At 43.7% G+C, this 20,332-nt stretch carries 14 protein-coding genes; 8 read left to right on the forward strand and 6 right to left on the reverse strand.

The features are described from left to right. The first annotated feature begins 25 nt into the window (after positions 1 to 25). The 3 genes from CJF29_RS03530 to CJF29_RS03540 all read left to right on the forward strand — a co-directional run bounded on the left by CJF29_RS03530 (position 26) and on the right by CJF29_RS03540 (position 4,423). Positions 26 to 1,924, forward strand: a complete 1,899-nt coding sequence (locus tag CJF29_RS03530; RefSeq protein ID WP_099146742.1) for an LptF/LptG family permease — start codon at positions 26 to 28, stop codon at positions 1,922 to 1,924. A gap of 5 nt (positions 1,925 to 1,929) precedes the next feature. Next, on the forward strand, positions 1,930 to 3,147 hold the full coding sequence (locus CJF29_RS03535; protein WP_004299085.1) for a bifunctional 3,4-dihydroxy-2-butanone-4-phosphate synthase/GTP cyclohydrolase II: 1,218 nt from the start codon (positions 1,930 to 1,932) through the stop codon (positions 3,145 to 3,147). An 82-nt stretch (positions 3,148 to 3,229) separates the two neighbouring features. Beyond that, a complete protein-coding gene (locus tag CJF29_RS03540) occupies positions 3,230 to 4,423 on the forward strand; it encodes a pyridoxal phosphate-dependent aminotransferase (RefSeq protein ID WP_099146743.1) in 1,194 nt (397 codons plus the stop codon). 237 nt (positions 4,424 to 4,660) lie between these two features. Here CJF29_RS03540 and CJF29_RS03545 read toward each other — a convergent pair whose 3' ends face one another. Further along, a complete protein-coding gene (locus CJF29_RS03545) occupies positions 4,661 to 4,831 on the reverse strand; it encodes a DUF362 domain-containing protein (protein WP_002559159.1) in 171 nt (56 codons plus the stop codon). 180 nt (positions 4,832 to 5,011) lie between these two features. On the opposite strand from CJF29_RS03545, the gene metA reads away from it, so the two are divergent. The 4 genes from metA to CJF29_RS03565 are packed head-to-tail and all read left to right on the forward strand — an operon-like array spanning position 5,012 to position 9,464. Further along, positions 5,012 to 5,929: a homoserine O-acetyltransferase MetA gene (gene metA, locus CJF29_RS03550; protein WP_004299113.1), complete on the forward strand. Its 918-nt coding sequence runs from the start codon at positions 5,012 to 5,014 to the stop codon at positions 5,927 to 5,929. Then, positions 5,926 to 7,755 (forward strand): peptidase U32 family protein, encoded by a 1,830-nt coding sequence (locus CJF29_RS03555; RefSeq protein ID WP_099146744.1) that lies wholly within the window; start codon positions 5,926 to 5,928, stop codon positions 7,753 to 7,755. Before metA ends, CJF29_RS03555 begins: the two co-directional genes overlap by 4 nt. Next, entirely contained in the window at positions 7,752 to 8,897 is a 1,146-nt protein-coding gene (locus CJF29_RS03560; RefSeq protein ID WP_176553144.1) for a zinc ribbon domain-containing protein, read from the forward strand. Before CJF29_RS03555 ends, CJF29_RS03560 begins: the two co-directional genes overlap by 4 nt. Positions 8,898 to 8,936: 39 nt before the next feature. Next, positions 8,937 to 9,464 (forward strand): GNAT family N-acetyltransferase, encoded by a 528-nt coding sequence (locus CJF29_RS03565; RefSeq protein ID WP_074560550.1) that lies wholly within the window; start codon positions 8,937 to 8,939, stop codon positions 9,462 to 9,464. Between the two features lie 518 nt (positions 9,465 to 9,982). Here the strand turns inward: CJF29_RS03565 and CJF29_RS03570 are convergent. The 5 genes from CJF29_RS03570 to CJF29_RS03590 all read right to left on the reverse strand — a co-directional run bounded on the left by CJF29_RS03570 (position 9,983) and on the right by CJF29_RS03590 (position 17,435). Beyond that, positions 9,983 to 12,448, reverse strand: coding sequence for a TonB-dependent receptor (locus tag CJF29_RS03570; protein WP_074557565.1), 2,466 nt, complete (start codon positions 12,446 to 12,448; stop codon positions 9,983 to 9,985). A 156-nt stretch (positions 12,449 to 12,604) separates the two neighbouring features. Beyond that, positions 12,605 to 13,207: a response regulator transcription factor gene (locus CJF29_RS03575; RefSeq protein ID WP_004306407.1), complete on the reverse strand. Its 603-nt coding sequence runs from the start codon at positions 13,205 to 13,207 to the stop codon at positions 12,605 to 12,607. A gap of 16 nt (positions 13,208 to 13,223) precedes the next feature. Next, positions 13,224 to 14,876, reverse strand: a complete 1,653-nt coding sequence (locus CJF29_RS03580; protein ID WP_099146747.1) for an NAD(P)/FAD-dependent oxidoreductase — start codon at positions 14,874 to 14,876, stop codon at positions 13,224 to 13,226. A 66-nt stretch (positions 14,877 to 14,942) separates the two neighbouring features. After that, on the reverse strand, positions 14,943 to 16,310 hold the full coding sequence (gene radA, locus CJF29_RS03585; protein WP_008999048.1) for a DNA repair protein RadA: 1,368 nt from the start codon (positions 16,308 to 16,310) through the stop codon (positions 14,943 to 14,945). 87 nt (positions 16,311 to 16,397) lie between these two features. Continuing rightward, positions 16,398 to 17,435, reverse strand: coding sequence for an asparaginase (locus CJF29_RS03590; RefSeq protein ID WP_032852820.1), 1,038 nt, complete (start codon positions 17,433 to 17,435; stop codon positions 16,398 to 16,400). Positions 17,436 to 17,836: 401 nt separating this feature from the next. Between CJF29_RS03590 and thrA the strand changes: the two genes are divergently transcribed. Then, positions 17,837 to 20,272: a bifunctional aspartate kinase/homoserine dehydrogenase I gene (gene thrA, locus CJF29_RS03595; RefSeq protein ID WP_004299126.1), complete on the forward strand. Its 2,436-nt coding sequence runs from the start codon at positions 17,837 to 17,839 to the stop codon at positions 20,270 to 20,272. Positions 20,273 to 20,332 lie beyond the last annotated feature (60 nt).

A 20,332-nucleotide genomic window follows, 5' to 3' on the forward strand; every position in this document is an offset into this window, starting at 1 on the left:
ATCCTAATTGCACGAACCTATTAAGATGCTACGCATAAAGAAATTAGATATATTCATCGTAAAGAGTTTTTTGATGCTCTTTATTGGTACATTCTTCATCTGTCTGTTCATATTCATGATGCAGTTCCTGTGGAGATATGTAGACGAATTGGTCGGAAAAGGGTTGGAGATGAGCGTTATGGCTCAATTCTTCTTTTATTCTGCATTAACATTAGTGCCAGTATCGTTGCCATTGGCTGTGCTACTGGCTTCTTTGATTACTTTCGGTAACTTTGGTGAGCGTTATGAATTGCTCGCGATGAAAGCCGCAGGTATTTCTCTCCTTAAAATCATGCGTCCGCTTGCTTTCTTCGTTTGCGGGCTTGTCGGTGTCTCATTCTATTTCCAAAATGTAGTAGGTCCTATTGCCCAGGCTAAATTGGGAACCCTGATTCTTTCGATGAAACAGAAATCTCCGGAGTTGGACATTCCGGAAGGAGTTTTCTATTCTGAAATCAAGGACTATAATTTAAAGGTAGCTAAGAAGAACCGGAAGACCGGTATGCTATATGATGTGCTGATTTATAGTATGAAAGATGGCTTTGAGAAAGCACGTATTATATATGCTGATTCCGGGCGTTTGGAGATGACCGCGGATAAACAGCATCTTTGGCTGCATTTGTATAGCGGAGATTTATTTGAGAATCTGAAAGCTCAAAGTATGAAATCGGAGAATGTACCTTATCGACGCGAGGAATTCAGGGAAAAACATTCCATTATTGAGTTTAATTCCGATTTCAATATGGTTGACGGTGAGATTATGGGTAAGCAGTCCAGTGCTAAGGACATGGCGCAGTTGCAGAGTTCCATTGACTCGATGACGGTTGTGGGAGACAGTATCGGACGACAGTATTACAGGGAAGTGGCAGAAGGAAATTTCCGTCCTTCTTATGGATTGACAAAAGAAGATACGGTCAAAATAGAAAAGGCGGATATCCATGAATATAATGTGGACAGCCTTTACGAAGTAGCCTCTTTAACGCAGAAACAGAAGGTGCTTTCTTCTGCTGTCAGTCGGGCGGAGAATGTGGCCAACGATCTTGGGTTCAAGAAATTCACGATGGAGAACAACGATTATAGTATTCGCAAGCATAAGACCGAATGGCATAAGAAGATAACGATTTCACTCTCTTGTCTGCTGTTCTTCTTTATCGGAGCTCCATTGGGCGGAATTATCCGCAAAGGAGGTCTCGGAATGCCGGTAATTGTATCCGTGTTGGTATTTATCATTTACTATATCATTGATAATACAGGATATAAAATGGCCCGTGACGGTAAGTGGATAGTATGGATGGGAATGTGGACAAGTAGTGCGGTCCTTGCCCCATTAGGAGTTTTCCTTACCTATAAATCGAATAAGGACTCTGTGGTGCTTAATGCAGATGCTTATATCAACTGGTTCAAGAAGATTGTGGGAATCCGTAGTGTACGCCATATATTTAAGAAAGAAGTGATTATCCATGATCCTGATTACACACGTCTGATCGGTGATTTGGAACAACTCACTGCAGAGTGCAGAGCGTATGCTGCCAAGAAACGATTGGAAAAAGCACCGAATTACTTTAAATTGTGGATGTCGAGCGAGGATGACAACGAAGTAATGGCTATCAATGAAAAGCTGGAAGCGTTGGTTGAAGAAATGTCCAATACGAAATCTGCCACTTTGATCGGTGCATTAAACAATTATCCGGTTATTTCCGTTTCTGCTCATGTGCGCCCGTTCCATATATATTGGTTGAATCTGGTAGCCGGAGTCATTTTCCCTATCGGTTTATTTTTCTATTTCCGCATCTGGGCGTTCCGCGTTCGTCTGGCTAAGGATATGGAACGGATTATAAAGAACAATGAACAAATTCAATTCATCATACAGAAAATCAATAAATAAGTGTTATGAAAGAGACTATTAAAATGGATAGAATAGAAGATGCGATTGCCGACTTCAAAGAAGGCAAGTTTGTCATAGTAGTGGATGATGAGGACCGCGAAAATGAAGGCGACTTGATTATTGCCGCTGAAAAGATAACTCCCGAGAAAGTAAATTTCATGTTGAAACATGCACGTGGCGTACTTTGTGCACCTGTCACAGTGTCTCGTTGCAAGGAGTTGGATTTGCCGCATCAGGTAAGTGACAATACTTCCGTGTTGGGAACTCCTTTTACGGTTACCATTGACAAACTGGAAGGCTGTACAACAGGTGTTTCTGCTTCCGACCGTGCCGCTACTATTCAGGCGTTGGCCGATCCTACTTCTACACCGGCAACCTTCGGGCGTCCCGGGCACATCAATCCGTTATATGCACAAGAAAAAGGAGTGCTTCGCCGTGCCGGACATACGGAAGCTACGATTGACATGGCTCGTCTGGCAGGACTTTACCCGGCAGGCGCCTTGATGGAAATCATGAGTGAAGATGGAACAATGGCACGTTTGCCTGAACTCCGCCAGATGGCAGATGAACATGGACTGAAACTGATCTCTATCCATGACCTGATTGTCTATCGTTTGAAACAGGAATCCATTGTGGAAAAAGGAGTGGAAGTAAACATGCCTACTGAACACGGGATGTTCCGTCTGATTCCTTTCCGCCAGAAATCAAACGGATTGGAGCACATGGCTATATTTAAAGGTACGTGGAGTGAAGACGAACCTATCCTGGTACGTGTCCACTCATCTTGTGCTACAGGAGATATCCTTGGTTCTCAGCGTTGTGACTGTGGCGAACAGTTGCATAAAGCGATGGAAATGATCGAAAAAGAAGGAAAAGGTGTAGTGGTTTATCTCAATCAGGAAGGACGTGGCATCGGTCTGATGGAAAAAATGAAAGCATACAAGCTCCAGGAAGACGGTATGGATACCGTTGATGCGAATATTTGCTTAGGACATCTTGCTGACGAACGTGATTATGGAGTAGGTGCACAGATCCTTCGTGAGCTGGGAGTACACAAAATGAGACTTTTGACAAATAATCCGGTAAAACGTGTTGGTTTGGAAGCCTATGGATTGGAGATTGTAGAAAACGTGCCTGTTGAAACAGTTCCTAATCCGTATAATGAGCGATACTTGAGAACAAAGAAAGAAAGAATGGGGCATACTTTACATTTTAATAAGTAAATTGCCATTTTGTTTTCATATATCAAATATTATCGCTTATTTTGCAACGATTTTCACTCAACAACAATAAAATAGATACAAAATGAATCAATTATCAGATCGTTTGAACAGCTTGTCGCCGTCGGCGACGCTTGCCATGTCTCAAAAGAGCAACGAGCTCAAGGCACAAGGCGTTGATGTTATTAACTTAAGTGTAGGAGAGCCTGATTTTAATACTCCTGACCACATCAAAGAAGCTGCGAAAAAAGCCGTAGATGATAACTTTTCCCGCTACTCTCCGGTACCGGGCTATCCGGCTTTGCGCAATGCTATTGTTGAGAAACTGAAAAAAGAAAACGGTCTTGAATATACAGCCGCCCAGATTTCGTGTGCAAATGGTGCAAAACAATCTGTTTGTAATACGATTCTTGTATTGGTAAATCCGGGTGACGAAGTAATCGTTCCGGCTCCTTACTGGGTAAGCTACCCGGAAATGGTGAAAATGGCAGAAGGTACTCCTGTTATCATTTCGGCAGGTATCGAACAAGATTTCAAGATTACTCCGGAACAGCTGGAAGCTGCTATTACTCCGAAAACGAAAGCGTTGATTCTTTGTTCCCCGTCCAACCCGACAGGTTCTGTATATACAAAGGAAGAATTGGCCGGACTGTCTGCTGTATTGGCTAAACATCCGCAGGTGATCGTAATCGCTGACGAGATTTACGAACATATCAATTATATCGGCGCACATCAAAGTATCGCTCAATTCCCTGAAATGAAGGAACGTACAGTGATTGTAAACGGTGTATCCAAGGCTTACGCTATGACAGGATGGAGAATCGGTTTCATTGCCGGTCCGGAATGGATTGTAAAAGCTTGCAACAAGTTGCAAGGTCAGTACACTTCAGGTCCTTGCTCTGTTTCTCAAAAAGCTGCTGAAGCTGCATATACAGGAACACAAGAACCGGTAAAAGAAATGCAGAAAGCATTCGAACGCCGTCGTGACCTGATTGTGAAGTTGGCTAAAGAAGTTCCGGGATTTGAAGTAAACGTTCCGCAAGGTGCTTTCTACTTGTTCCCGAAATGCGATGCTTTCTTTGGAAAGAGCAACGGCGAACGTAAGATTGCAGATTCGGATGATTTAGCAATGTACTTACTTGAAGAAGCTCACGTGGCTTGTGTAGGTGGTACCTCTTTTGGTGCTCCTGAATGTATCCGCATGAGTTATGCTACAAGCGATGAAAATATCGTAGAGGCTATCCGTCGTATCAAGGAAGCATTAGCTAAATTGAAATAAGAGTTCACCACAGAGGACTCAGAGGACACAGAGAAGAAACAATGAAAGGATGTGTCATCACCCATATAAATTAGAAATCCCCCTTGCCACAAATGCTTTGTAGCAAGGGGGATTTCACTAAAAGGAGAGTTGTGACACATCCCCAAACTATTTTACTCTGTGTCCTCTGCGTCCTCTGTGGTGAAAAAAAAGGCTGCCTTCCGTAGAAAGCAGCCTGTACATTTTTTGTAGCTTGTATTATTCAGCCGGGTGAATTGCTTCAGACGGACAAACGTCTGCGCAAGTACCACAGTCAGTACATACATCTGGGTTGATAGAATAGATATCACCTTCAGAGATAGCTTCTACCGGACACTCGTCAATACAAGTACCGCAAGCAATACAATCGTCACTAATTACGTAAGCCATTTTTCTAAGATTTAAATTATTAGTACTAATTTCTTCGGCAAAAATAAGGCTTTTATTGATTAGTTGTTATGCTTCTATGATTAAATTGACTTAATTTGTACGTCTTCTAAATAAGCAACCTCCCTATTATCTGCTATATTTTTCGTATTTTTGCATTCAAATTACTAATATATAGCGATTATGCCTTTAAATTTACCCGATAAACTACCTGCGATAGAGCTTTTGAAGGAAGAAAATATTTTCGTGATCGACACTTCCCGCGCTACGCAGCAGGATATTCGTCCGCTACGGATTGTGATTCTGAACCTGATGCCGTTGAAGATTACAACGGAAACAGACTTGGTGCGCTTACTTTCGAATACCCCTCTTCAGGTGGAGATTTCGTTTATGAAGATCAAGAGCCACACGTCGAAGAATACGCCGATAGAACACATGAAAACGTTCTATACGGATTTCGACCAGATGCGTCATGAGAAGTATGATGGTATGATTATCACCGGAGCCCCTGTAGAACAGATGGACTTCGAGGAGGTGACCTATTGGGATGAAATTACGGAAATCTTTGATTGGGCACGCACGCATGTCACTTCTACCTTATATATATGTTGGGCAGCGCAGGCCGGATTGTATCATCATTATGGAATTCCTAAATATCCGTTGGAAGAGAAAATGTTCGGCATCTTTGAGCATCGTGTACTGGAACCTTTCCATTCCATCTTCCGTGGTTTTGACGATTGTTTCTATGTGCCGCATAGCCGTCATACGGAAGTGCGCAGGGAAGATATTCTGAAAGTTCCGGAACTGACGTTGCTTTCCGAATCGAAAGAGGCCGGTGTCTATATGGCAATGGCACGGGGCGGACGTGAGTTCTTTGTCACGGGGCACTCTGAATATTCTCCGCTGACACTGGATACGGAATACCGCCGTGACTTGGATAAAGGCCTGCCAATAGAGATTCCCCGCAATTATTATATAGACGATGATCCTGAAAAAGGCCCGTTGGTACGTTGGCGTGCTCATGCCAATTTGTTGTTCTCCAACTGGTTGAACTACTTTGTTTATCAGGAAACACCTTACAACATCAATGATATTAAATGATAAAGCAGCGTAAAATAGAACTTCTCGCTCCGGCGAAAAACTTGGAATGTGGTATTGAAGCTATCAACCATGGTGCAGATGCTGTATATATCGGTGCTCCGAAATTCGGTGCCCGTGCGGCAGCTGTGAATTCATTGGAAGATATTGAAGCATTGGTGCAGCATGCTCATTTGTATAATGCACGTATTTATGTCACGGTCAATACGATTCTGAAAGAAGAAGAGTTGAAAGAGACGGAGGAGATGATTCATGCACTTTATCGGATTGGTGTCGATGCACTGATTGTACAGGATATGGGAATCACGAAACTGAACCTTCCTCCGATACCGCTTCATGCCAGTACGCAGATGGACAATCGTACGCCGGAAAAAGTGAAGTTCCTTTGGGAAGCAGGTTTCCGTCAAGTGGTGTTGGCGCGGGAGTTATCGTTGCGTGAAATAAAGAAGATTCATGAAAGCTGTCCGGAAGTACCTTTGGAAGTATTTGTACATGGTGCTCTTTGTGTCAGTTATAGCGGGCAATGCTATGTTAGTCAAGCCTGTTTCGGTCGTAGTGCCAATCGTGGAGAGTGTGCACAATTCTGCCGTCTGCCTTTTAGTCTGGTAGATGCGGACGGGAAAGTGATTGTCAAAGACAAACATCTGCTTTCCCTGAAAGATATGAATCAAAGTGACGAACTGGAGCAACTACTGGATGCCGGAGCTTCTTCATTTAAAATAGAGGGACGACTGAAAGACGTATCTTATGTGAAGAATGTGACAGCCGCTTATCGCCAGAAACTGGATGCGATCTTTGCCCGTCGTCCGGAATATGTACGTGCTTCTTCGGGTACGTGTAGTTTCGAATTTAAACCACAACTTGATAAGAGTTTCAGTCGTGGATTCACGCATTATTTCCTGAATGGACGTGATAAAGAGATTTTCTCTTTCGACACTCCTAAGTCGCTGGGTGAAGAGATGGGAACCATGAAAGAGGTCCGGGGCAACTATCTGACAGTTGCCGGACTTAAATCCTTTAACAATGGAGACGGTGTTTGCTATATCGACGAACAGGGACGTTTGCAGGGTTTCCGTATCAACCGGGTGGACAGTAACAAACTCTATCCGCAGGAAATGCCCCGTATTAAGCCGCGTACTACACTGTATCGTAATTTCGACCAGGAATTTGAACGAATCCTTTCCCGCAAATCTGCCGAAAGGAAAATCGCAGTGAAAATCTTGCTTGCCGACAATAATTTTGGTTTCTCCCTGACATTGACTGATGAAGATGATAATAGCGTCACAATCACCCTCCCTCGTGAGAAAGAACTTGCCCGCACTCCACAGACGGACAATCTGAAAACGCAACTGTCCAAACTGGGGAATACACCTTTTGAAGCAAAAGAAATAGAAATATCCTTTACCGGAAATTGGTTTTTGCCAGCTTCAGTGTTAGCCGATTTCCGCAGACAGGCAATCGATCAATTGATAACTGCCCGTCGAATCAATTATCGTCAGGAATTGGCAGTATGGAAGCCAACGAGTCATGCTTTTCCGCAAACTACATTAACATATCTGGGGAATGTAATGAATCCCCGTGCAGCTTCTTTCTATCAGGAGCATGGGGTACAACAGGTAGCGGCAGCATACGAAAAAGAAGCAGTGGAAGATGCGGTACTGATGTTCTGCAAACATTGTTTGCGTTATAGCATGGGCTGGTGTCCTATCCATCAACGGGTACGTTCACCTTATAAAGAGCCTTACTATCTGGTATCGAATGACGGCAAACGTTTTCGTCTGGAATTTGATTGTAAGAATTGTCAAATGAAAGTAAAGGCTGCGCAATGAGAATCATTTTTCACCACAGAGGACGCAGAGGACACAGAGGATATAGTGAAGGTAACATCTTCACTCATTCTTCTGATACAGACTGTTTGCGTGTTTTTGGGAAAAAGTGTAGAAAGTTTCTCTCTTTCCCTTTTTTCCCCCTTTTACCCTCTGTGTCCTCTGCGTCCTCTGTGGTGAAAACTGTGATGAAAACTGTGATGAACTTACTACTATGTTTATTTTTGCTCTCATCCTGTTATTATAAAGTCCAGGCTCTGGATTCGGAAGAACTGTCGAAGAAGACGAAAGACTCGTTGACCTACTTGTACGAGCGGCATTATACTTGGAATACAAATCTGGAAGTAGTCGATGATTCCATCTCTTTGGAATGTCTTCCGATAAAAGATACTTTTATTCAGTTGAATAAAGGGGATAGGGTAGTGGTGGCAGAGTTTGCGGTTCATCCTGCCGATAGTGTAGACAGTATTTGGGTGAAGCTGGCTCATACACAGGATGAACAGGGCTGGATACGTGAAAAAGAACTCAAAACATCATTTGTGCCGACTGATAGTATTTCGCAGGCCATTCATCTTTTCAGTGATACGCATGCTTCTTATTTTATTATAATCTTCGCTTTATTCGTTGGTGTATATCTGTTTCGTGCTTTTCGTCGAAAGCAATTGCAGATGGTCTATTTTAATGATATAGATAGTGTTTATCCATTATTTCTCTGTTTGTTGATGGCTTTCAGTGCAACGATTTACGAATCAATGCAGGTCTTTGTGCCGGAAACGTGGGAGCATTTTTATTTCAATCCTACTTTGTCGCCATTCAAAGTTCCTTTTATTCTCTCTGTCTTCTTGTTGAGCATCTGGTTGTTTTTGATAGTCGCTTTGGCGGTGCTAGATGATTTGTTTCGACAGTTGACTCCCGCTGCGGCTATTTTTTATTTGCTAGGGTTGATGTCCTGCTGTATTTTCTGCTATTTCTTCTTTATCCTGATGACACATATTTATATCGGTTATCTGTTTCTTGCCTTTTTTATGCTGGTTTTTGCGAAGAAAGTCTGTCGGAACATTGGGTATAAGTATCGTTGTGGACGTTGCGGGGAAAAAATGAAGCAAAAAGGTATATGCCCCCATTGTGGAGCGATTAACGAGTGATTTTATTATCTGTTTTATTTCTGAATAACTTTTCAAATGATGAAAATCAGGTCTACTGAAATAAAAGATCTCCCTTTAGTGATGGAGATTTATGACTATGCCCGTGCTTTTATGCGTGCAACCGGGAACACGACCCAATGGATTGACGGCTATCCGTCTGAAGCATTGATTCGTCAGGAAATTGAAGAGAGCCATAGCTTTGTCTGTGTCGGTGAACAAGGAGAAATCTTGGGAACTTTTTGTTTCATACTAGGTGAGGATCCTACTTACCAACAGATTTATGAAGGTGCATGGCTCAATGACGAACCTTATGGAGTAATTCACCGATTGGCAACGAACGGAAAGCAGAAAGGGGTGTCGGAAGCTTGTCTGGACTGGTGTTTTCAACGTTGGCCTAATGTCCGGGTAGATACTCATCGGGATAATAAGGTCATGCAACATATACTGACGAAGTATGGCTTTCAACGTTGCGGCATCATTTATGTTAAGAATGGGACGGAACGTATTGCTTATCAGATGAAGCGTTTGCATGGTGGGGTGGAGGAATCTGATCGTACTGAAGTATAGGTCAGGTACGTTGGATGATGAACGAAGCAGTCTTAGGTATAAGCAAACTGATAGCAAGCAGTAGGTAAACTAATGCCGAAGCATTGATAAAGTTCCGGTAAGGTGCCGGTATAGTTGTGGTAAGGTGCCGCTATCTTTACCTTCCCACGGCCGTGGTAACTTCTTCCCACAGTCGTGACGAGATCCTCCCACGGCCGTGGAGAGATGCGACCACGGCTGTGGAGAGTTAAGGATAGCGTAGGTCTGACAGAACAATACCGATTGGGTAAATTAAGTATAACGGCTTTATAATGCAAACTTCATAGGGACATACGTTCTTCTATCCCGTATTCTATGCTGTTAATCTACAAAGAGACAGGCTGACAATAAAAGTCAGAATCTTTTATTGTCAGCCTGTTTTTGGTTATTGTCAGCGCTTATTGTCAGCCGTTAATGTACTGAAAATCATTGCTCTGTATGGATAAAAACCTTTGGCTGACAATAAAAAGACTAAATAATATCCTTATGAGTAAAAATGATTAGAAGCGGCAGCGAAGATCTACTCCAAATTGCATTGGGCGTCCTTTCTGCATGAAACCTTTGTTCATTGTTTCGAAATAGAAGGCAGCATAGTCTTTATTCAGGAAGTTGCGTGCCCAGAAACTAATCATTGCATCACCGATTTCCAGATTCGTTCTCCAGTTGAGCGTGCCATAGAAGGATTGGCTGACGTCGTTTTGTTCAGTCCAGTAGATACGTCCGGCAGCATTATAGTTCGCTTGGAGCACAACCCGGTCGAAGATAGAACGTGGGCTGCAGGTGATCGCATATTCTCCACCGATATTTAATGTATGCTTGGGAACGAAAGGGACATATTTGCCATTATAATCCGCAGTTACTTTGGAACTGCCATCTTTTTGTCCTTCTGTAATTACATAATCAGTAAAGGTGGCATAGGTATATCCGTAACTGGCATTCAGACTAAGTTCTTTAGTCACGCTGGCACGAAGAGATGCTTCTGCACCATAACTACGGCTTTTTCCCGCATTGATGGTAATACGTCCCAAACCGCTTTCTGCAAATTGAGAGAGTTGTTGGTCGCGGGTGTCCATATAAAATGCTGCAAGATCAGCCCAAAGCCTACCTTCCCACAACGTAAGATGACTGCCCACTTCGTAGTTCCACGAATATTCGGGTTTGTACGTAGTAGACGTTTTTACATTAATCTCTTTGGTTGGTACCATTTGGTCCATCATTTTTATGATGGTTGCCCCCCATGTGGCATCTTGCCCTATTGTCGGACTTTCTTTAATGGCATTCATCATCGAGTTGGTCAATTCTGTTTGTGATAAGTCAGAGAACATCTGGATATTATATCCTCCCGAACGATATCCCCGGGTAACGGTGGCATACACATTATTTTGGTTCTTCCATTCATATTGAATAGCGAATTTAGGGAGAAGTTGTACATAGTCAGTCGATAGCTTGCCTACGAAAGAGGCCGGAGCTTTCATATTCTGATCGGACAAGTTTATTGAGTTGGGACCCATAGCTAAGTGAAAATCAAAGCCAAAGTCTACAGGAGTACTAAGGGAATTGTACTTCATACTGATCTTTTCGTAATCGAGTCGGAGTCCCGCTGTAACGGACAGTCCTTCGATAAATAGGTTGTTGAAAGTAGACTGATGATAAAGTGCGCCGCTAAGAGTCGGGGTATCGAAGGTTCCTCCTACACTTAGTGTCGGGTTATGTACGGTCATTCCCATAGTAGGTGCACCGGGTTTGGAGGCAATCTCTTCAAAAGCGGAATTGGCGTTGTTTTCAATCATCGTTTTCACTCCTTCTTCTTTGAACAGAACGGGACCTGTGGTATGTAGCCATTGGTAGAATCCGAAAGCTCCCGTAGTCCATTGCCATCTCTTTCCGGGTTTGGCTTTCAAGACAATTTCTTCGGAAATGGTATTTGCCCTTTGCTTTTGCTCGATATTAAAGATATCTCTTTCTGTGAAGTCCTGATCGAGGAACATACGGTCATTCAGGTTCTGATAACCTGTCACGGCACTCAATATAAAGTTACAGGCTTGATATTCGATGTTGACACCAGAATTGAGCAATCCACGGCGGTAACTGCTGCGGTCGTTATATGAAATTTTACCGATGTAGTCTGCCCGGTCCTCTGTAATTTCTTTACCCTTTTCTTTAGCTTTGGCTATGCCGTTTTGAGTAATCCCGGTATAGTAGTACGGATACCCGCCCTGGTCGCTATATTCATAGTTCACGGTCATGTCTATTTTCAGATTAGATGTCGGCAGGTAAATCCCACGAAAACGTCCGCCTCCGGCGTTGCTTTTGTCGACTTTTTCATTGTTCCGTGCAGAGTTTTCAAAGAAGCCGCCTGTGTGTTCGTAGAAACCTCCGGTAGAAAAAGCAAAGCGGTCGGATATACGGTGATAATGGGTGAGTGAAACGTTATAATTATTGTAAGTTGCTGCTCCCATGCGAATATCGGTACCTTGATAAGTGAAAGGCGATTTTGTGTGCACCTTGATAAGTCCTCCCATCGTGTTACGTCCGTAGAGGGTACCTTGTGACCCGCGAAGAATATCAATACGTTCGATATCAGCATAGTTGAAGTCGAAAGCGGATTTGTCGATATAAGGGATATTGTCTACATAAAGTCCTACGGACGGAGTATTGATGCGTGAGCCGATTCCGCGGATATAAATCGAAGTAGTCAGTTTGGAACCGTAGTCAGGGATAAACAGATTGGGAACAATACCTGTCAGGTTCTTTACGGAATTTACCTGATTGGCGCGCATATTCTCCTGTGATAAGACGGTGGCGGCTACCGGCAGATCACGCAGTTTACGGTTTTCTTTCGGAGTAGCAATCACTACCACCTCTTCGATGTCTACTATTTTTAGTGAGTCTTTGGGGAAATCTTCAGCCCATGCTGTCCCTGTCGTCAGGAGCATGAGGGCAATCATAATCTTTTTTGTTTTCATCTGCTGTTAATTTATCTGGTGCAAAGTAACGGCAAATATAGATGACGGTCAATCCTCATTTATTAGGATTTGATTCACCACAGAGGACGCAGAGGACACGAAGGTATGATTCTTAAATTTTATATCCTCTGTGTCCTCTGCGTCCTCTGTGGTGAATCAGATTCGGTCGGCTTCGATATATCCGTTCATTACAGCATAAATAGTCAGCCCGGAGACAGACTTAATGCCTAATTTCTCCGTGATATTTTTTCGGTGAGTGATAACGGTAGTCAGGCTGATATTCAGTTTATCTGCTATTTCTTTGTTGATTAATCCTTTGGTTATCAGTACGAGCACTTCTATTTCACGGGCGGATAGAATTTCCTGATGAGGCTGCATCGGAGGCATAGGGGGCATATCTTTTACCGGATAACCGTCGTGGTGAGCATGTTGGTGAAGTTTCAATATATTTTTCACCAGCTCTTCTTCGGATTCGTGAATGTTGAGTACAGGTACGCCGGACAGTTGGAATTGCGGACTGTCGCTTGCCAATACAATCGTTTTTCGTTTCCGGGGGAGAAAGAAGGCATTGTGCTCCACGTAAATCTGTGCGGAAATGAAATAATGGGCATACATATCGGGAGTATCGTCCATCAGTTCGCTGAAGTGATGAAAAGTCCGTATGGTTGCCATAGGAATCATTTCCTCCAGGATTCCTTTCAGACCGAGACAGGTCAATGTATTGGCTTCTACGATTGCTATTTCGGGTTGATAATTCATTTTAGTGTAAGTTTAATTAATGATTGAAATAGTTGGCTGCTGCTTCTGCACATCGTTCGCCGTCCACCCCGGCAGACACAATACCTCCGGCATAGCCTGCGCCTTCTCCGCAAGGAAATAATCCGCGAACGGTGACATGTTGCAGAGTATCCTTATCGCGTATGATACGAACGGGAGAAGAAGTTCGTGTTTCCACACCAATCATTACTGCCTCATTAGTCAGGAATCCGTGACTGCTGCGTCCGAATTGTTGGAAACCAAGAGATAACCTTTTGCTAATAAATGATGGCATCCAGAAATGAAGTGGAGACGAAATCAATCCCGGACTATAGGATGACTCGGGCAGATCGTAACTCAATTTCTTGCGGGTAAAATCCAGCATGCGTTGCGCCGGAGCGGTCTGTCGTCTGCCTCCCTGCAACCAGCATTGACGTTCCAATTCCTCTTGAAAGTGAAGAACAGATAGTAACTGTGAATTAATCTCTGAAAGTTGTGAACTTTTCAAATTTGGATTCAGTGCCATCAGCTGTTCATCTTGTTGGGCAGCCAATTCTTCATTCCTCATTTTTAATTCTTCATTTCCCAAATCCTCCGGTTGAATTTCCACTACCATTCCCGAATTACTCCACCGTGACCCACGGTTGGCAGGAGACATGCCGTTTACTACCACTTGTTCCGGTCCGCTGGCAGCAGGAACGATAAAGCCGCCGGGACACATACAGAAACTATATACTCCTCTGCCTTCTGCCTGTGTTACAAAGCTGTATTCTGCAGCGGGCAGGTATTTGCCCCGTCCATTCTTATTATGGTATTGTATTTGATCGATCAACATTGCCGGATGTTCGAGACGTACCCCGACAGCGATTCCTTTCGCTTCAATCGTCACATTATTGGCAGCCAGCCAACGATATACATCTCTTGCAGAATGTCCGGTTGCCAGTATCACAGGTCCGAGAAAGGTCTTTCCTGTATTTGTTTCGATACCTTTGACTTCATCGTTCTCAATAATCAATGCATCCATTCGTGTCTGGAAATGTACTTCTCCGCCACATTCGATAATGGTGTTCCGCATATTTTCAATGACACGTGGCAATTTGTCCGTTCCGATATGCGGATGCGCATCCACCAATATCGAAGTTGAAGCTCCATGCTGGCAAAATACGTTCAAGATTTTATCCACATTTCCTCTCTTCTTGCTACGGGTATAGAGCTTCCCATCCGAGTAAGCTCCTGCACCTCCTTCTCCGAAACTGTAATTCGATTCTGGATCAACAGTGTGTTCCCTGCTGATTTGTGCCAGGTCTTTTTTACGTTCGCGCACGTTTTTTCCACGTTCGATGACGATAGGGCGTAATCCAAGTTCAACAAGGCGTAAAGCAGCGAATAATCCGCCGGGACCTGCGCCAACGACAATCACTTGCGGTTTTCCTTCTACATTATTATATATAGTACGTTCGTACTCATCTTCTTGCGGCATTTCCTTGATGTATGCCCTTACCTTCAGATTGACGAAGATAGTCCGCTGGCGTGCATCAATACTCCGTTTCAAGATTCGGGTAGCGGTGATGTCACGTAAATTCAGACCTTTTTCTTTAGAAAGATATTCCTTTAATTTCTGTTCGTTTGCTGCGATTTCGGGAAGTATACGGAGTTGGTATTCTTGTGTCATTTAGTTATTATTGATATTGTTTTTGATTATCCAATTAGAAAAACGGGCTATTTATGCATCAGTGTCTTATCCGAATAAAGCCCTGAACGCCTCTTCTACTTTTCTTACCGGTACTAATTCTATCTTCAGTTTTTGGGTATCGATCCCTTGCAAGTTATATTTGGGCAGCAAGAAGCGTTTGAAACCTAACTTTTCAGCTTCACCGATACGCTGTTCAATTCGATTCACAGGACGTATCTCTCCCGACAGACCGATTTCTCCCGCCATACAAACTTCCGGTTCAATGGCTGCATCCATATTGGAAGAAAGGATCGCACTGATAACCGGCAGGTCGATAGCCGGATCATTCACTTTCAATCCTCCGGCAATATTCAGGAACACATCTTTCTGTGCCAACTTAAATCCCACCCGCTTTTCGAGAACAGCCAGCAGCATATTCATTCTTCTCAAATCGAAACCGGTTGCCGAACGTTGCGGATTTCCGTAGACTGCAGAGCTTACCAAAGCTTGTGTTTCAATTAAAAACGGGCGAATCCCCTCAATGGCGGAGGCAATGGCTACCCCGCTCATCCCTTCATGATCCTGACTTAGCAAAAGTTCGGAAGGATTATTTACCTGGCGCAACCCATCCTGACGCATTTCATAAATACCTAATTCTGCCGTACTACCGAAACGATTCTTGATACTGCGTAGAATACGATACATATAATGTTGGTCGCCTTCAAATTGAAGAACAGTATCTACGATATGTTCCAGCACTTTAGGCCCTGCGATACTTCCTTCCTTATTAATATGTCCGATCAGCAATACAGGCGTATGTGTTTCTTTCGCAAAACGAAGAATAGACGCCGAACACTCTCTGACTTGCGCTATACTTCCGGGAGACGATTCGATACTTTCGGTGGAAATAGTCTGTATAGAGTCGATAATCACTAAATCGGGATTCGTATTCTTGATATGCACATAAATCTGTTCGAGTGAAGTCTCGCAAACGATCAGGCAATCGCTGGAAGTGTCAGAGAGACGGTCGGCACGAAGTTTCAGCTGTCGTGCACTCTCTTCACCGGATACATAAAGAATCTTCTTTTCCGGCATGTGCAGTACGGTCTGCATGACGAGCGTCGATTTACCGATTCCCGGTTCGCCGCCTATCAGGACAAGAGAACCCTGTACAAGTCCGCCTCCCAATACACGATTCAGTTCATCATCGTGCATATTGATACGTGGCTCGTCGTCTGCCTCTATATCGCTAAGTGCCAGTGGCTTGGGCTTTTGTGTTTCAATGCCCGACACCGGACGGCGGTTAGTGGGTTCTTTCCGTACGATTTCTTCAACATACGTATTCCATTCTCCACACGACGGACATTTACCCACCCATTTGGGTGAATCCTGTCCGCAATTACTGCATACATATACGGTTTTCTCTTTTGCCATCGAAATTCCTTTCTTCTTGTAGGGTACAAAAATAGGGATAATTTATTAGAAATAAGTTATCCCTGCCTAATAGAAATAGGATGAAGCCTACAGAGTTATCTCTCCTGCTATCGAACGGTTCATCCGGTCGCGTACCTCATCCGGGGTATATCCATGTCCCAGTAAGAACATTAATTTAGTGACTGCCGATTCCGTTGTACTGTCATATCCGGAGACAACGCCTGCCTGCAACAACTGGTATCCCGTTTCGTAACGTTCCATTTCTACCATTCCTGCGCTGCATTGTGTTACGTTGACAATCACAATTCCACGTTCACTGGCCTGACAGAGCCGGCGTATAAACCATTCCTTTCGGGGAGCATTCCCCGAACCGTATGTTTCGAGCACAACCGCCTTTAAACCTTCAATCCCCAGAATGGTGGCAATTACATTTTCCTGGATGCCCGGAAAGAGCTTCAGTACCACTACATTGGTATCCAGCAAATAGTGCGGTTTCAATTCCCGTTCTTCACCATTTCCGTGAATTTGTACATTATTATATTTAATATGGATTCCCGCTTCCGCCAATACCGGATAATTGAAAGAACGGAATGCATTGAAGTTTTCTGCATTCATCTTTGTCGTACGGTTTCCCCGCATCAGGTGATTTTCAAAGAAGATGCATACTTCGGGCACCAGTGCCCTTCCTTCCTTGTTTTGTGCAATGGCAATCTCGATACTGGTCATCAGATTTTCCTTTCCGTCCGTGCGGAGTACGCCGATGGGAAGCTGTGAGCCTGTGAGGATAACAGGTTTGTCCAGTCCTTCCAGCATAAAACTTAGTGCGGAAGCGGTATAAGCCATCGTGTCCGTTCCGTGCAGGATGACGAAGCCGTGGTAACGATTGTAGTTGTCATGAATAATGCGTACCAGCTTCCGCCACATATCCGGTTCCATGTCCGACGAATCCATCGGAGGATCAAACTGATAGGTGTCAATTGGAAAATTGAACTTTTGCAGTTCGGGGATATATTTTTGCAGTTGCTCGAAGTTAAAGTTCTCCAGAGCACCTGTCGCGGCATTCTCAATCATACCAATTGTTCCACCGGTGTATATTAACAATACGGAAGTATTTAATGGGCTCATAAGCTGATTTTGTGCGATTGTTTTCGCAAATATAATAATAGATTTGATAAATAAGTAACAAAATGTCATAAAAGTAAAGGCGAATGACCGGGTAAAGCGCAGGCGAAAGATTCTTTTTATCAGAAAAAAACCGAAAAAAGTGATAGATTGAACGTTTTTATTATTACTTTTGCGACACTTATCAAAAACAAGAGTAGAAACAAGGACTATGATGAAGTACTATCCACATACAGTCACATCCATGTGTACCATGACCCTTAGGGGTTAATGGATAGTTTTTGTGTATCTACGTGATTCACGCTTGTATAAGCAGGCAAAATTCAAATTCAATTTTATTCGTAAACAACCAATCGTTCTGTAAAAAGCAAACTTCAGGACATTGCATTTAAATAAGTATCTTCATGAAAGTAATGAAATTCGGCGGAACATCCGTAGGTTCCGTGAACAGCATTTTAAGCGTAAAGAGAATTGTAGAGTCGGCAAATGAGCCGGTAATTGTAGTTGTTTCCGCATTGGGAGGCATCACTGACAAATTGATAAATACATCGAAGATGGCGGCAGTGGGAGATTCAGCCTATGAAGGTGAGTTTCGCGAAATCGTTTACCGTCATGTGGAGATGATTAAGGAGGTGATTCCTGCCGGAGAAAAGCAAGTATCGTTGCAACGTCAGATTGGCGAGCTGCTGAACGAATTGAAGGATATCTTTCAGGGAATTTACCTGATTAAAGACCTTTCCCCGAAAACTTCGGATACAATCGTCAGCTATGGTGAACGCCTTTCATCGATCATCGTCACCGCACTGATTGAGGGAGCAAAATGGTTCGATTCGCGCACTTTTATCAAGACGGAAAGAAAGCATAGCAAGCACACGCTGGATACAGAATTGACTAATAAACTGGTGAAAGAGGCTTTCCAGTCTATTCCTAAAGTAGCGCTGGTGCCGGGATTCATCTCTTCGGATAAAACGACAGGGGATGTAACAAACCTCGGACGCGGTGGCTCGGACTATACGGCTGCCATTATTGCTGCGGCGCTGGATGCGGCAAGTCTGGAAATCTGGACGGACGTAGATGGATTTATGACGGCTGATCCGCGTGTCATTTCGACTGCTTATACGATTACGGAATTGAGTTACGTAGAAGCGACCGAACTTTGTAACTTCGGCGCAAAGGTGGTTTATCCGCCGACTATCTATCCCGTATGTCACAAGAATATTCCTATTATAATAAAGAATACATTCAACCCGGATGGAGTGGGAACGGTTATCAAACAAGAAGTTTCCAACCCGCAGAGCAAGGCTATCAAGGGGATTTCCTCCATCAACGACACAAGTCTGATTACTGTTCAGGGTCTTGGTATGGTAGGTGTGATCGGTGTAAACTACCGCATTTTTAAAGCATTGGCAAAGAATGGAATCAGCGTGTTCCTCGTCTCACAGGCTTCATCGGAAAACAGTACTTCTATCGGTGTGCGTAATGCCGATGCCGACCTGGCTTGTGAAGTGCTGAACGAAGAATTTGCGAAAGAAATAGAGATGGGGGAGATTTCTCCGATTCTGGCGGAAAGAAATCTGGCAACAGTGGCTATCGTAGGTGAGAATATGAAACATACACCGGGTATCGCAGGTAAACTTTTCGGTACACTGGGACGTAATGGTATCAACGTTATCGCTTGCGCACAGGGAGCTTCGGAAACTAATATCTCTTTTGTTGTCGATTCCAAATCCTTGCGTAAATCATTGAACGTAATCCACGATTCTTTCTTCCTCTCCGAATATCAGGTATTGAACCTCTTTATCTGTGGTGTCGGTACGGTAGGGGGCAGTCTGGTAGAACAGATTCGTTGCCAGCAACAAAAGCTGATGATGGAAAACGGACTGAAACTCCATGTAGTAGGCATCATTGATGCAGCCAAGGCAATGTTCAGCCGTGAAGGTTTCGACCTCGCCAACTTCCGTGAAGAACTGCTGGAAAAGGGCAAGGACAGCAGCTTGCAAACCATCCGCGACGAGATTATCGGAATGAATATCTTTAATTCTGTATTTGTAGACTGTACGGCCAGCGCTGACATCGCATCGCTTTACAAAGATTTCCTGCAACACAATATCTCTGTGGTAGCAGCCAATAAGATTGCGGCTTCTTCCGCTTATGAAAACTATCGTGAACTGAAAACGATTGCCCGCCAACGTGGTGTGAAGTATCTGTTCGAAACAAACGTAGGTGCAGGTCTTCCGATCATCAATACAATTAATGACCTGATTCATAGCGGTGACAAGATTCTGAAGATTGAAGCGGTGCTTTCCGGTACACTGAACTATATATTTAATAAAATCAGCGCCGATATTCCTTTCAGCCGTACCATCAAAATGGCACAGGAAGAACGCTACTCTGAACCGGACCCACGTATTGACTTGAGTGGAAAAGATGTGATCCGTAAACTGGTGATTCTGGCACGTGAAGCCGGATACCGTCTGGAACAAGAAGATGTTGAAAAGAACCTCTTTGTTCCGAATGACTTCTTCGAAGGTTCTCTGGAAGATTTCTGGAAACGTGTTCCAAGTCTCGACGCAGACTTTGAAGCCCGTCGCCAGGTATTGGAAAAAGAAAACAAGCACTGGCGTTTCGTCGCCAAACTGGAGAATGGAAAAGCCTCCGTCGGCCTGCAGGAAGTAGGAGCCAACCATCCGTTCTACGGCTTGGAAGGCAGCAACAATATTATCCTGCTCACTACGGAACGCTATAAAGAATATCCGATGATGATTCAAGGATACGGTGCCGGTGCCGGCGTAACGGCTGCCGGAGTATTTGCCGACATCATGAGTATCGCAAACGTTTAATAAATTAAAAATTGAGAATTAAAAATTGAGAAATACCATTCGGAAACGGATCTAAGGCTT

Origin of the sequence: Bacteroides celer (assembly GCF_002632415.2) — a bacterium.
Lineage (GTDB): Bacteria > Bacteroidota > Bacteroidia > Bacteroidales > Bacteroidaceae > Bacteroides.